Genomic DNA, 13,517 nt, shown 5'->3' on the forward strand with positions numbered 1-13,517 from the left:
CGGCAACCCGGGCCCACCCCACCCGGCTCGTCCGCCGGAGGCCTACGCGTCGTACACGTCGGCCTTCTTGGGCGTCGGATCCTGCACAGCCGTGCTCAGGAACGAAGACCGGGCGCCGAACTTCTCGGTGTCCACCCCGTTCTCGGCCAGCACCTTGATCGACGCCGCGTGCACCACCCGCAGCACCGGCGTGGCGGCGCGCAGCGCGTCGTCGGCCATGAAGCGGTGCCGCCACGGCTGATCCGCCCACGCGTGCCGCAGCCCGAACGGCTCGGGCAGCCCGATCGTCCCGCCGAGCCAGTTGAGCAGCGGCGGATACCAGGAGATCGGGGCCCGGACCGCGAGCCGTACCACCTCGTCGGTGTTGACCAGCGGAAGCTTGATCGTGCGGGTCTCCCACGGCTTGAACGACTTGGTGACCTCCTTGGTCGGCGCCGCGGGCTTGTCGTGGAACAGCCCGTTCACCGGGCCCAGGGCGTGCCCGGTCACCTCGATGCGCAGCGTCTCGTGCAGCACGGTCACCGTGATCAGCATCGTGATGATCAACTGCCCGTCCCACAGCGTCCACTGCACGCCCAGGTAGTGGCGGTCGCCGCTGCCGAACTGCTGCTTGTTGCAGATGTCCTGGATCGCGTGCGACTTCACCTGGTACGCCTCGACGTCCGTGCCCTCCGGCCGGGACACCGCCTTGGCGCCCTCGGCGATCGGCGTGACCACCCAGTGCCGTATCGAGGGCTTCGGGAAGCCGCCGGTGTTCAGTGGGCCGCGCTCCAGCATCCGTAGCTGGTCGTGGATGGAGCGGATCACGTCCCAGCTGCGGAAGGGGTGGATCTCCCGGGTGGGGTCGGCGGGCACCAGGTCCTCGGCCAGTTGCCAGCTGCCCCAGCGCGTGCCCATGCCGAGTATCCCCTTGGGCCCGGCGTAGAACACGGAGTTGGACTGCTGCTCGGCGCTGAGCTTGGCCAGGGACTGGCGCAGTTGCTCGGCCTGCGTCTCGGTCGGGCTGGTCGGCACGGCCTCCGGCACCTTCGCGCCGACGCTGCTGCCGGCCAGCAGGCTGTCCCACCGCTCCCGCAGGTCCTTCGCGGTGCGCTCGCAGACCTGCTTGGCCCAGAACCAGCCGAGGACGGGCATGATCACCGAGGCACGCGCGTACCAGGCCCAGAATCCGGTGAACGGCATGCGGATGAGGAAGATCACGGCGAGCGCGCCCGCGGCGACGAGCAGCACCGAGGCGAGCGCGCCGCCCCGCTTCTGGTCCCGCTTGACGATGGTGGTGCGCAGCTGGAAGACCAGCAGCCACAGCAGCAGTCCGGGCAGGAACAGCACGCCGCAGACCACCATGATGGCGCTCAGCAGCCGGTCGCGGTCCTTGCGGATGTTGTTGGCGGCCAGGCAGTGCTCGACGACGACCTGCGGCTCGGTGCCGAAGGACTGGATCAGGGGCTTGCGGCCGCTGCCGAGCATGCGGTCGACCACGGCCCGCGAGAAGGCCTCACCCAGGTTGGGCCGGAAGATCTTCGCCCACTTGCGGCCTTCCTTGACATCGGTCTGATGCCATTCGTTGTCGGCCTTCTTGATGTCCTGGTACGGGTTGTCGCGATAGGCCGCCGAGGCCAGCGCGAACGTCGCCGTCTGGCCCTCGCCCGCCGTGCGAGGCACCTGCGGACCGAAGATGTCCGCGTAACCGCTCTCAACGGTCATTCCCGCCCCCGATCGCCGCACTGTCGCTTCTGCGGCCTTCCCGACTTCCGTACTGCGCACACCTGTTGATCAATGATCAGAGTATCCCCAGCCACCGACAACCGTCGGCGGACGGCCGAAGCCGCCCGCCGACGCGGAGGGGAGCGTCGCGTAAACCGCTCGATGGTGCGCGGCCAGGGCCATTTGGCGGCGCCCGGCGCCAACTACGAGGCGTTGCGCGCCTCTGCACGAATCCTTTCCGCGATCTGCGGCGGCATCGGCTCGTGCCGCGCGTACGAACGGTTGAAGCGCGCGGTGCCGTGCGACAGCGACCGCAGATCGACGGCGTACCGGCCGATCTCGATCTCGGGCACCTCGGCCTTGATGAGGGTGCGGCCGCCGCTGGTCTGCTCCGTGCCGAGGACGCGGCCGCGCCGCCCGGACAGATCGCTCATCACGGCGCCGACGTAGTCGTCGCCCACCAGCACGGACACCTCGGCCACCGGCTCCAGCAGATGGATCTTCGCGTCGGCCGCCGCCTCCCGCAGCGCGAGGGCGCCCGCCGTCTGGAACGCGGCGTCGGAGGAGTCCACCGAGTGCGCCTTGCCGTCGAGCAGCGTGACCCGGATGTCGACGAGCGGATGACCGGCCGCGACACCCCTGGCCGCCTGGGCCCTGACGCCCTTCTCCACCGACGGGATGAACTGCCGGGGCACGGCGCCGCCGACCACCTTGTCCACGAACTCGATGCCCGAGCCGCCCGGCAGCGGCTCGACCTCGATCTCGCAGATCGCGTACTGCCCGTGGCCGCCGGACTGCTTCACATGCCGCCCGCGGCCCGCCGACCTGTCCGCGAACGTCTCCCGCAGCGAGACCTTGTGCGGCACGACGTCGACCTGGACGCCGTAGCGGCTGCGCAGCCTCTCCAGGGCGACGTCCGCGTGCGCCTCGCCCAGCGCCCACAGCACGACCTGGTGGGTGGACTGGTTCTGCTCCAGCCGCATCGTCGGATCCTCGGCGACCAGCCGGGCGAGGCCCTGCGACAGCTTGTCCTCGTCCGGCTTGCTGTGCGCCTGGATGGCCAGCGGCAGCAGCGGATCGGGCATCTGCCAGGGCTCCATCAGCAGCGGATCGTCCTTGGCCGAGAGCGTGTCGCCGGTCTCCGCGCGGCTCAGCTTCGCCACACACGCGAGGTCACCGGCGATGCAGTGACTGAGCGTGCGCTGCTGCTTGCCGAAGGGCGCCGAGAGCGCGCCGATCCGCTCGTCGACGTCGTGGTCCTCGTGCCCGCGGTCCTCCAGACCGTGCCCGGAGACGTGCACCGTCTCGTCGGGGCGCAGGGTGCCGGAGAAGACGCGCACCAGCGAGACCCGGCCGACGTAGGGGTCGGACGCGGTCTTCACGACCTCCGCGACCAGCGGTCCGTTCGGATCGCACAGCTTCAGCTCGCGCGGTTTGCCGTCGACCGTGGTGACCGTCGGCGCCCGGCGCTCCAGCGGGGTCGGGAAGCCCCGTGTGATCAGCTCCAGCACCTCGACCGTGCCGAGGCCCTGCCGGGCTCCGTCGGTGGCGGGTGCCGCGGCCACGACGGGGAAGAACGTGCCGCGCGCGACGGCTCGCTCCAGGTCCTCGATCAGCGTCTTGACGTCGACCTGCTCGCCGCCGAGATAGCGGTCCATGAGGGTCTCGTCCTCGCTCTCGGCGATGATCCCCTCGATCAGCCGGTTGCGGGCCTCCTCGATCCCGGGCAGCTGGTCCTCGCTCGGCTCGGACTCCTTGCGCTCCCCGGTCGCGTACTCGAACAGCTTCTGCGACAGCAGCCCGATCAGACCGGTCACGGGCGCGTGCCCGTCCGCGCCCTGCGGGCCGTGCAGCGGCAGATACAGCGGGAGCACGGCGTCGGGGTCGTCCCCGCCGAACGCCTCCGCGCAGATCCGCGTCATCTCCTCGTAGTCGGCCCGCGCGGACTCCAGGTGCGTGACGACGATCGCGCGCGGCATGCCGACCGCCGCGCACTCCTCCCACACCATGCGGGTGGAGCCGTCCACGCCGTCGGAGGCGGAGACGACGAAAAGGGCCGCGTCCGCCGCTCGCAGACCGGCCCTCAGCTCCCCGACGAAGTCGGCGTATCCGGGAGTGTCCAGAAGGTTGACCTTGATGCCGTCCCATTCGACCGGCACCAGTGAGAGCTGCACCGAGCGTTGCTGCCGGTGCTCGATCTCGTCGTAGTCGGAGACCGTGCCGCCGTCCTCCACGCGGCCCGCCCGATTCACTGCCCCCGCGGTGAGCGCGAGAGCTTCCACCAACGTGGTCTTGCCCGATCCGGAGTGGCCGACCAGCACCACATTCCGTACGGACGCGGGGTGGTCGGCCGCTGTAGCCCTGCCGGCGGCTCCAGGGTGTGCGTTCGCCTTGTCGCCCATGATCCTGCCTCCCGTGCACGGTGAGGTCACTGTGGGCGCGGACATGCGGATCCTCCCCCAGGCTTCGCCTGGGAGGTGCCCCCAGCGATGGCGGCTCCGGTGACGCCCGCGGTCCTTCGAGCTTTCCACTCCCGTCACGGTGCGTCCATACGGCGGACGCGATCGCGCCGTCCGACCCTGGCGGACCGGCCCGCCGATCCCCGGTACGAGTGCCCGGCGGTCGCACTGACGCGCGCGTGGCTACGATGGGCCAGCCGGTGGCCAGCAGGGGCCGCACGGTGCCACACCGACCCTCGGGAAGGCCATGCTGAACAAGTACGCGCGTGCATTCTTCACGCGTGTCCTCACGCCGTTCGCCACATTTCTGATCAGAAGGGGCGTCAGCCCTGACACGGTCACCCTGATCGGCACCGCCGGTGTGGTCGCGGGCGCCCTGGTCTTCTACCCCATGGGCGAGTTCTTCTGGGGCACGGTCGTGATCACGCTCTTCGTGTTCTCCGACCTCGTCGACGGGAACATGGCCCGCCAGCTCGGCCGCTCCAGCCGCTGGGGCGCCTTCCTGGACTCCACGCTCGACCGGGTCGCCGACGGCGCGATCTTCGGCGGCTTCATCCTCTGGTACGCCGGTGACGGCGACGACCTCGTGCTGTGCGCCGTGTCGATCTTCTGCCTGGCCAGCGGCCAGGTGGTGTCGTACACCAAGGCCCGCGGCGAGTCGATCGGTCTGCCGGTCGCCGTCAACGGCCTCGTCGAGCGCGCCGAGCGCCTGGTGATCTCGCTGGTCGCGGCCGGATTCGCGGGCCTGCACAAGTTCGGGGTACCCGGCATCCAGTACCTGCTGCCCGTCGCCCTGTGGATCGTCGCCGTCGGCAGCCTCGTCACGCTGATCCAGCGGGTCGTCACGGTCCGCCGCGAGTCGGCCGAGGTGGAGGCCGCCGAGGGCGCGCAGGAGAAGCCGCAGAACGCCTCTCAAGGGAGCGAGGCAGCCAAGTGAGTGCCCAGGAGCGGCTCACGGACGCGCTGTACGGGCTCGGCTGGGGCACCGTCAAGAAGCTCCCCGAGCCGGTCGCCGTACGGCTCGGACGCACCATCGCCGACATCGCCTGGAAGCAGCGCGGCAAGGGCGTCCGGCGTCTGGAGAGCAACTACGCGCGCGTGGTGCCCGACGCCGGCCCGGAGCGCCTCGCCGAGCTCTCGCGCGCGGGCATGCGCTCGTACCTGCGCTACTGGATGGAGTCCTTCCGGCTGCCCGCCTGGAGCCCCGAGCGCATAAGGAACGGCTTCGACCCCAAGGACGTCCACCACCTCACCGACGGCCTGGCCTCGGACCAGGGCGTCATCCTCGCCCTGCCGCACCTGGCCAACTGGGACCTGGCGGGCGCCTGGGTCACCACCGAGCTCGAGACACCGTTCGCGACGGTCGCCGAGCGCCTCAAGCCCGAGACGCTCTACGACCGCTTCGTCGCCTACCGCGAGGGCCTCGGCATGGAGGTCCTGCCGCACAGCGGCGGCACCGCCTTCGGCACCCTGGCCCGCAGGCTGCGCGACGGCGGTCTGGTCTGCCTGGTCGCCGACCGCGACCTGTCCGCCTCCGGCGTCGAGGTGGACTTCTTCGGCGCCACGGCCCGGATGCCGGCCGGACCGGCGCTGCTCGCCCAGCAGACCGGGGCGCTGCTGCTTCCCGTCACGCTCTGGTACGACGACTCCCCGGTCATGCGGGGCAGGGTCCACCCCCCGGTTGAGGTGCCCGAGTCAGGTACCCGGGCCGAGAAGACGTCTGTCATGACACAGGCGCTGGCCGACACCTTCGCCTCGGGGATCGCCGAACATCCGGAGGACTGGCACATGCTCCAGCGCTTGTGGCTCGATGACCTCGACCCCACGAAGGGGCCCTCGTGAGGATCGGCATTGTCTGCCCCTACTCCTGGGACGTCCCGGGTGGCGTCCAGTTCCACATCCGCGACCTCGCCGAGTACTTCATCCGGCTCGGCCACGAGGTGTCCGTCCTCGCCCCCGCCGACGACGACACCCCGCTCCCGCCGTACGTCGTCTCGGCGGGCCGCGCGGTGCCCGTGCCGTACAACGGCTCCGTCGCCCGCCTGAACTTCGGCTTCCTCTCGGCGGCCCGGGTGCGCCGCTGGCTGCACGACGGCCGGTTCGACGTCATCCACATCCACGAGCCGACGTCACCGTCGCTGGGCCTGCTGACGTGCTGGGCGGCCCAGGGACCCATCGTCGCCACCTTCCACACGTCCAACCCCCGCTCCCGGGCGATGATCGCCGCGTACGCCATCCTCCAGGCCGCCCTGGAGAAGATCAGCGCCCGGATCGCGGTGAGCGAGTACGCCCGCCGCACGCTCGTGGAGCACCTGGGCGGCGACGCGGTGGTCATCCCCAACGGCGTCGACGTCGACTTCTTCGCCAAGGCCGAGCCCAACCCGGACTGGCAGGGAGACACGATCGGCTTCATCGGCCGCATCGACGAGCCCCGCAAGGGCCTGCCGGTCCTGATGAAGGCCCTGCCGAAGATCCTCGCCGCCCGCCCGCAGACCAGGCTCCTCGTGGCGGGCCGCGGCGACGAGGAGGAGGCGGTGGAGAGACTCCCCGCCGAGCTGCGCCCCCGCGTCGAGTTCCTCGGCATGATCAGCGACGAGGACAAGGCCCGGTTCCTGCGCAGCGTCGACCTGTACGTCGCCCCCAACACCGGCGGCGAGAGCTTCGGGATCATCCTGGTCGAGGCGATGTCGGCCGGCGCCCCCGTCCTCGCCTCCGACCTGGACGCCTTCGCCCAGGTCCTCGACCAGGGCGCGGCCGGCGAACTCTTCGCCAACGAGGACGCGGAAGCCCTCGCCGAGGCGGCCGTACGCCTGCTGGAGGACCCGGCGCGCAGGGCGGAACTGCGGGAGCGGGGCAGCGCGCACGTACGCCGCTTCGACTGGTCGACCGTCGGCGCGGACATCCTGTCGGTGTACGAGACGGTGACGGCGGGCGCGGCGGCGGTGGCGGCGGACGAGCGGGCCGGGGGCGGCGGGAGCGGGTTGCGGGCCCGGCTGGGGCTGGCGCGGGACTGAGGCGGACGGGACGGGCCCCGCAAGGGCCGAACAGGGAGCCCGAAGCGGCAGCATCCGGCACGGACACACACGCCCCGCACAACCCCGGCTGACCCCACGGAGCTAATCTGCGCCCGTGACCGCAACCCTCATCTGGATCCTCGTCGCCCTCGTCGTCATCGGCCTCTACCTGAGTTGGACCGCGGGCCGCCTCGACCGGCTGCACGCCAGGATCGACGCGGCGCGCGCCGCGCTCGACGCGCAGTTGCTGCGCCGCGCCTCGGTGGCCCAGGAGCTGGCCACCTCCGGCGTACTGGATCCGGCCGCGTCGATCGTCCTGTACGAGTCCGCCCACGCCGCCCGCCAGGCCGAGGAGGAGCTGCGGGAGGTCGCCGAGAGCGACCTCAGCCAGGCGCTGCGGGCCGTGTTCTCCGTGCCCCAGCAGGTGGAGGCCGTACGGGAGGCACCCGGGGGCGAGGAAGCGGCCCGTGAACTCACCGAAGCGGTCCGCCGGGTGCCGATGGCCCGGCGCTTCCACAACGACGCCGTACGGGCCGCCCGGGCGCTGCGCAGGCACCGCAAGGTCCGCTGGTTCCGGCTGGCCGGCCACGCGCCGTTCCCCATGGCCTTCGAGATGGACGACGAGCCACCGGCGGCCCTCGTCGACCGGGCCGCCTGACCGGCGCGCTCGCGCCACCGGGCAGGAAAAGGATCCACCGGCTGCTCATTGGCCCTTGCTGTGGCCTGGTCCGCTCCCGTTTCCTCGGTGCTTGCAGTAACCCTCTTTTTCCACCGAGTGAGGTCACCCGTGTCCATCTCCGAAATCCAGACCCCCGAGACCGGTACCGCCCGCGTGAAGCGCGGCATGGCCGAGCAGCTCAAGGGTGGCGTGATCATGGACGTCGTCACGCCGGAGCAGGCGAAGATCGCCGAGGACGCGGGCGCCGTCGCCGTCATGGCCCTGGAGCGGGTCCCCGCGGACATCCGCAAGGACGGCGGCGTGGCCCGCATGTCCGACCCGGACATGATCGAGGGCATCATCAGCGCCGTCTCCATCCCGGTCATGGCCAAGTCCCGCATCGGCCACTTCGTCGAGGCCCAGGTCCTGCAGTCCCTCGGCGTCGACTACATCGACGAGTCCGAGGTCCTCACCCCGGCCGACGAGGTCAACCACTCCGACAAGTGGGCCTTCACGACCCCCTTCGTCTGCGGCGCCACCAACCTGGGCGAGGCCCTGCGCCGGATCGCCGAGGGCGCGGCCATGATCCGCTCCAAGGGCGAGGCCGGCACCGGCAACGTCGTCGAGGCCGTGCGCCACCTGCGCCAGATCAAGAACGAGATCGCCAAGCTGCGCGGCTTCGACAACCACGAGCTGTACGCCGCCGCCAAGGAGCTGCGCGCCCCCTACGAGCTGGTCAAGGAAGTCTCCGAGCTCGGCAAGCTCCCGGTCGTGCTGTTCTCCGCCGGTGGCGTCGCCACCCCGGCCGACGCCGCCCTGATGCGCCAGCTCGGCGCCGAGGGTGTCTTCGTCGGCTCCGGCATCTTCAAGTCAGGCGACCCGGCCAAGCGCGCCGCCGCCATCGTCAAGGCGACCACGTTCTACGACGACCCGAAGATCATCGCGGACGCGTCCCGCAACCTGGGCGAGGCCATGGTCGGCATCAACTGCGACACCCTCCCCGAGGCCGAGCGCTACGCCAACCGCGGCTGGTAAGGCACCGGATTCCATGAGCGACACCCCCGTCATAGGCGTCCTGGCCCTCCAGGGCGACGTACGGGAGCACCTCATCGCCCTGGCCGCGGCCGACGCCGCGGCCAGGCCGGTGCGGCGCCCCGAGGAACTCGCCGAGGTCGACGGTCTCGTCATCCCCGGCGGCGAGTCCACGACCATCTCCAAGCTGGCCATCCTCTTCGGCGTGATGGAGCCGCTCCGCGCGCGCGTGCGCGGCGGCATGCCGGTCTACGGCACCTGCGCCGGCATGATCATGCTCGCCGACAAGATCCTCGACCCGCGCTCGGGCCAGGAGACGATCGGCGGCATCGACATGATCGTGCGCCGCAACGCCTTCGGACGGCAGAACGAGTCCTTCGAGGCGGCGGTCGACATCAAGGGCGTGCCGGGCGATCCTGTGGAGGGCGTCTTCATCCGCGCCCCCTGGGTCGAGTCCGTCGGCGCCGAGGCCGAGGTCCTCGCCGAGCACGACGGCCACATCGTCGCGGTCCGCCAGGGCAACGCGCTGGCCACGTCGTTCCATCCGGAACTGACCGGCGACCACCGCGTGCACGGCCTGTTCGTCGACATGGTGCGCGCGAACCGGACAGCCGAGTCCTTGTAGGATCTCTGGCGTTCGTTCATAGATGGGTTACGCGAAGGAGACAGGCAGATGTCCGGCCACTCTAAATGGGCCACGACGAAGCACAAGAAGGCCGTCATCGATGCCAAGCGTGGCAAGCTCTTCGCGAAGCTGATCAAGAACATCGAGGTCGCGGCGCGCATGGGCGGCGTCGACCTCGACGGCAACCCGACGCTCTACGACGCCGTCCAGAAGGCCAAGAAGCAGTCGGTGCCGAACAAGAACATCGACTCCGCGATCAAGCGCGGTGGCGGTCTCGAGGCCGGCGGTGCCGACTACGAGACGATCATGTACGAGGGCTACGGCCCGAACGGCGTCGCGGTGCTCATCGAGTGCCTCACCGACAACCGCAACCGCGCCGCCTCCGACGTCCGCGTCGCCATGACCCGCAACGGCGGCTCCATGGCCGACCCGGGCTCGGTGTCGTACATGTTCAGCCGCAAGGGCGTCGTCATCGTCCCCAAGGGCGAGCTGACCGAGGACGACGTCCTGACGGCCGTCCTGGACGCGGGCGCCGAGGAGGTCAACGACCTCGGCGAGTCCTTCGAGGTCATCAGCGAGGCCACCGACCTGGTCGCGGTCCGCACCGCCCTCCAGGAGGCCGGCATCGACTACGACTCCGCCGACTCCAGCTTCGTGCCGTCCGTCCAGGTCGAGCTGGACGAGGAGGGCGCCAAGAAGATCTTCAAGCTGATCGACGCGCTCGAGGACAGCGACGACGTGCAGAACGTCTTCGCCAACTTCGACGTCAGCGACGAGATCATGGAGAAGGTCGACGCGTAACGCCGCCGGGAGCTGCACGGGCTCAACGGGCCGACGGGACATCCCCGTCGGCCCGTCGCGTTGCCGGGCGTTGTTGCCCGGCGTTGTCGGTGGCACCCGATAGCCTGCACAAACAGGCGATCGAACGGAGGGGGCGCGGGGTGCGCGTACTGGGGGTGGACCCGGGGCTGACGCGATGCGGTGTCGGCGTGGTCGAGGGCGTCGCCGGACGCCCGCTCACCATGGTCGGCGTCGGCGTCGTCCGTACGCCCGCGGACGCCGAGTTGGGACACCGCCTCGTCGCCATCGAGCAGGGCATAGAGCAGTGGCTGGACGAGCACCGGCCCGAATTCGTCGCCGTGGAGCGGGTGTTCAGCCAGCACAACGTCCGTACGGTGATGGGCACGGCCCAGGCCAGCGCCGTCGCCATCCTGTGCGCCACCCGCCGCGGCATCCCCGTCGCGCTGCACACCCCGAGCGAGGTCAAGGCAGCCGTCACCGGATCGGGCCGGGCCGACAAGGCCCAGGTCGGCGCCATGGTCACCCGGCTGCTGCGGCTCAGCGCCCCGCCCAGGCCCGCCGACGCCGCCGACGCTCTCGCGCTCGCCATCTGCCACATCTGGCGCGCCCCCGCGCAGAACCGACTCCAGCAGGCCGTCGCCCTGCACACCGCCAATGCACCGAAAGGCCGTACGGCATGATCGCCTTCGTCAGCGGCACTGTGGCCGCACTCGCTCCGGACGCCGCCGTGGTCGAGGTGGGCGGGGTCGGCATGGCCGTCCAGTGCACCCCGAACACGCTGTCCACGCTGCGCCTCGGCCAGCCCGCCAAGCTGCACACCTCGCTGGTGGTCCGCGAGGACTCCCTCACGCTGTACGGCTTCGCGGACGACGACGAACGGCAGACGTTCGAGCTGCTCCAGACCGCGAGCGGCGTCGGCCCGCGCCTGGCCCAGGCGATGCTGGCGGTGCACTCGCCCGACGCCCTGCGCAGAGCCGTCGCCACCGCCGACGAGAAGTCGCTCACCGCCGTCCCCGGCATCGGCAAGAAGGGCGCCCAGAAGCTGCTCCTGGAGCTGAAGGACCGCCTGGGCGAACCGATCGGCGCGCCCGCCGTCGGCGCCCCGGTCACCCAGGGCTGGCGCGACCAGCTGCACGCCGCCCTGATCGGCCTCGGCTACGCGACCCGCGAGGCCGACGAGGCGGTCGCCGCCGTGACCCCGCAGGCCGAGGCCACCGAGGGCACGCCGCAGGTGGGCCAGCTGCTGAAGGCGGCGCTTCAGAGCCTCAACAGAGCACGCTGATCGACAGACCCGACGAGACCGGCGTACGACACCCTCGTACGACAACCACCGCGACCCGCGAGGCACACGCATGAACTGGGACGACACCACCGACACCCCCGCCCCCGAGCGGCTCGTCGGTGCGTCCGCCGACCGTGAGGACCAGGCCGTCGAGGCCGCCCTGCGCCCGAAGGACCTGGGCGAGTTCATCGGCCAGGAGAAGGTGCGCGAGCAGCTCGACCTCGTCCTGCGCGCCGCACGCGCGCGTGGCGCCACCGCCGATCACGTCCTGCTGTCGGGCGCCCCCGGCCTCGGCAAGACGACCCTCTCGATGATCATCGCGGCCGAGATGGGCGCCCCCATCCGCATCACATCCGGCCCCGCCATCCAGCACGCAGGCGACCTCGCCGCGATCCTCTCCTCCCTCCAGGAGGGCGAGGTCCTCTTCCTCGACGAGATCCACCGCATGTCCCGGCCCGCCGAGGAGATGCTGTACATGGCCATGGAGGACTACCGCGTCGACGTGATCGTCGGCAAGGGCCCGGGCGCCACCGCCATCCCCCTCGAACTGCCCCCGTTCACCCTGGTCGGCGCCACCACGCGCGCGGGCCTGCTGCCGCCCCCGCTGCGCGACCGCTTCGGCTTCACCGCGCACATGGAGTTCTACGAGCCCGTCGAGCTGGAGCGGGTCATCCACCGCTCGGCCAACCTGCTCGACGTCGAGATCGAGGCCGACGGCGCCGCCGAGATCGCGGGCCGCTCCCGCGGGACCCCCCGGATCGCCAACCGCCTGCTGCGCCGCGTACGCGACTACGCCCAGGTCAAGGCGGACGGGATCATCACCCGGGACATCGCCGGGGCCGCCCTCGCCGTGTACGAGGTCGACGCGCGCGGCCTCGACCGGCTCGACCGCGCCGTCCTCGAGGCCCTGCTCAAGCTGTTCGGCGGCGGTCCCGTCGGCCTGTCCACGCTGGCGGTCGCGGTGGGGGAGGAGCGCGAGACCGTCGAGGAGGTGGCCGAACCCTTCCTGGTGCGGGAGGGACTGCTCGCCCGCACTCCCCGTGGCCGGGTCGCCACGCCCGCCGCATGGGCGCATCTCGGCCTCACCCCGCCCCGCCCATCTGCGGGAAACGGACAACAGGACCTGTTCGGGGCGTGATGGATCTGTGACGGCGAGCTCTGTGGCCGGACAAGGAACCCCGGTGCCATGCTGAGCGTTGTTCCATGCGCGGAGACTCGCTTAGACTCCGCCGATGCCGCCTTTGTCGGCGGCACACAAATCCCCCAACCATCAGGCCGCTCACCATCGCGGTCGTGTGAAGGAAGTTCCGACCCGTGAGTCTCGTGACCCTCCTCCCGTTCATCGTGCTCATCGGGGCCATGTTCCTGATGACCCGGTCGGCCAAGAAGAAGCAGCAACAGGCCGCCGACATGCGGAACCAGATGCAGCCCGGATCCGGTGTCCGCACCATCGGGGGCATGTACGCCACCGTCAAGGAGGTCAGTGACGACACCGTCCTCCTCGACGCCGGCCCGGGCGTGGAGCTTCTCTTCGCCAAGAACGCGATCGGTGCCGTCCTCTCCGACGACGAGTACAACCGCATCGTGCACGGCATCGAGCACGACCTGAAGTCCGACGTCGTCCCGGACGACGCCTCCTCCCTCACCGAGACCGACGAGCCCGCCGCTGCCGCCGCTTCCGACGAGAAGTCCGTCGACCTCGGTAAGAAGGACGAGACGGAAGAGGCGGACGAGCCGTCCGACGCCGTGACCGCCGACGCGAAGGCGGACGACGAGCCGAAGAAGACCGACGGCGACTCCGACGCGAAGTAGCCATGTTCCGGGGCGCGCGGGCCATGCCTGCGCGCCCCCGGGCATGCCGACTTCGCACGGGATCCCGACACCATGTCATGGCCGCCCGTTCCCCTGACCCGGGGCGAGACGGCCCGAGAGGGAGTACGAG

Annotated in this window: 13 protein-coding genes; 11 read left to right on the top strand and 2 right to left on the bottom strand. The window is 70.9% G+C overall.

All coding sequences use genetic code 11. The annotated features are described in order from the left end of the window. Positions 1-42 precede the first annotated feature (42 nt). On the bottom strand, positions 43-1,704 hold the full coding sequence (locus tag IM697_RS15035) for a hypothetical protein (RefSeq protein ID WP_194048188.1): 1,662 nt from the start codon (positions 1,702-1,704) through the stop codon (positions 43-45). Positions 1,705-1,907: 203 nt separating this feature from the next. Continuing rightward, positions 1,908-4,106 carry an elongation factor G-like protein EF-G2 gene (locus IM697_RS15040; protein WP_194049716.1) on the bottom strand — a complete coding sequence of 733 codons (2,199 nt, stop codon included), beginning with the start codon at positions 4,104-4,106 and terminating at the stop codon, positions 1,908-1,910. Positions 4,107-4,410: 304 nt separating this feature from the next. Between IM697_RS15040 and pgsA the strand changes: the two genes are divergently transcribed. From pgsA to yajC, 11 genes are all read left to right on the top strand, one after another. Then, a complete protein-coding gene (pgsA, locus tag IM697_RS15045) occupies positions 4,411-5,100 on the top strand; it encodes a phosphatidylinositol phosphate synthase (RefSeq protein WP_194048189.1) in 690 nt (229 codons plus the stop codon). Next, entirely contained in the window at positions 5,097-6,005 is a 909-nt protein-coding gene (locus IM697_RS15050) for a phosphatidylinositol mannoside acyltransferase (RefSeq protein WP_194048190.1), read from the top strand. The genes pgsA and IM697_RS15050 overlap by 4 nt, the downstream gene beginning before the upstream one ends. Continuing rightward, positions 6,002-7,177, top strand: a complete 1,176-nt coding sequence (locus IM697_RS15055; RefSeq protein WP_194048191.1) for a glycosyltransferase family 4 protein — start codon at positions 6,002-6,004, stop codon at positions 7,175-7,177. The genes IM697_RS15050 and IM697_RS15055 overlap by 4 nt, the downstream gene beginning before the upstream one ends. Before the next feature lie 115 nt (positions 7,178-7,292). Then, the gene (locus IM697_RS15060) at positions 7,293-7,835 is read left to right on the top strand and encodes a LemA family protein (protein ID WP_194048192.1); all 543 of its coding nucleotides are present in this window, start codon (positions 7,293-7,295) and stop codon (positions 7,833-7,835) included. 129 nt (positions 7,836-7,964) lie between these two features. Then, complete coding sequence (gene pdxS / locus IM697_RS15065; RefSeq protein ID WP_194048193.1) at positions 7,965-8,870, top strand: pyridoxal 5'-phosphate synthase lyase subunit PdxS; 906 nt, start codon at positions 7,965-7,967, stop codon at positions 8,868-8,870. 13 nt (positions 8,871-8,883) lie between these two features. After that, positions 8,884-9,492: a pyridoxal 5'-phosphate synthase glutaminase subunit PdxT gene (gene pdxT, locus IM697_RS15070; RefSeq protein WP_194048194.1), complete on the top strand. Its 609-nt coding sequence runs from the start codon at positions 8,884-8,886 to the stop codon at positions 9,490-9,492. A gap of 48 nt (positions 9,493-9,540) precedes the next feature. Next, positions 9,541-10,293, top strand: coding sequence for a YebC/PmpR family DNA-binding transcriptional regulator (locus IM697_RS15075; protein WP_188286953.1), 753 nt, complete (start codon positions 9,541-9,543; stop codon positions 10,291-10,293). Between the two features lie 140 nt (positions 10,294-10,433). Further along, positions 10,434-10,973: a crossover junction endodeoxyribonuclease RuvC gene (gene ruvC / locus IM697_RS15080; RefSeq protein ID WP_194048195.1), complete on the top strand. Its 540-nt coding sequence runs from the start codon at positions 10,434-10,436 to the stop codon at positions 10,971-10,973. Beyond that, positions 10,970-11,575, top strand: a complete 606-nt coding sequence (ruvA, locus tag IM697_RS15085; protein WP_194048196.1) for a Holliday junction branch migration protein RuvA — start codon at positions 10,970-10,972, stop codon at positions 11,573-11,575. Before ruvC ends, ruvA begins: the two co-directional genes overlap by 4 nt. A gap of 70 nt (positions 11,576-11,645) precedes the next feature. Continuing rightward, positions 11,646-12,713 (top strand): Holliday junction branch migration DNA helicase RuvB, encoded by a 1,068-nt coding sequence (gene ruvB / locus IM697_RS15090; RefSeq protein WP_194048197.1) that lies wholly within the window; start codon positions 11,646-11,648, stop codon positions 12,711-12,713. A gap of 176 nt (positions 12,714-12,889) precedes the next feature. Beyond that, positions 12,890-13,387 carry a preprotein translocase subunit YajC gene (yajC, locus tag IM697_RS15095; protein ID WP_194048198.1) on the top strand — a complete coding sequence of 166 codons (498 nt, stop codon included), beginning with the start codon at positions 12,890-12,892 and terminating at the stop codon, positions 13,385-13,387. Positions 13,388-13,517 lie beyond the last annotated feature (130 nt).

Source organism: Streptomyces ferrugineus (assembly GCF_015160855.1).
GTDB lineage: Bacteria > Actinomycetota > Actinomycetes > Streptomycetales > Streptomycetaceae > Streptomyces > Streptomyces ferrugineus.

Excerpts from the sequence above, each read along its gene's own strand:
- IM697_RS15035 (WP_194048188.1), bottom strand. The coding sequence starts at position 1,704 with ATGACCGTTGAGAGCGGTTACGCGGACATCTTCGGTCCGCAGGTGCCT.
- IM697_RS15040 (WP_194049716.1), bottom strand. The coding sequence starts at position 4,106 with ATGGGCGACAAGGCGAACGCACACCCTGGAGCCGCCGGCAGGGCTACA.
- pgsA (WP_194048189.1), top strand. The coding sequence starts at position 4,411 with ATGCTGAACAAGTACGCGCGTGCATTCTTCACGCGTGTCCTCACGCCG.
- pdxT (WP_194048194.1), top strand. The coding sequence starts at position 8,884 with ATGAGCGACACCCCCGTCATAGGCGTCCTGGCCCTCCAGGGCGACGTA.
- IM697_RS15075 (WP_188286953.1), top strand. The coding sequence starts at position 9,541 with ATGTCCGGCCACTCTAAATGGGCCACGACGAAGCACAAGAAGGCCGTC.
- ruvA (WP_194048196.1), top strand. The coding sequence starts at position 10,970 with ATGATCGCCTTCGTCAGCGGCACTGTGGCCGCACTCGCTCCGGACGCC.
- ruvB (WP_194048197.1), top strand. The coding sequence starts at position 11,646 with ATGAACTGGGACGACACCACCGACACCCCCGCCCCCGAGCGGCTCGTC.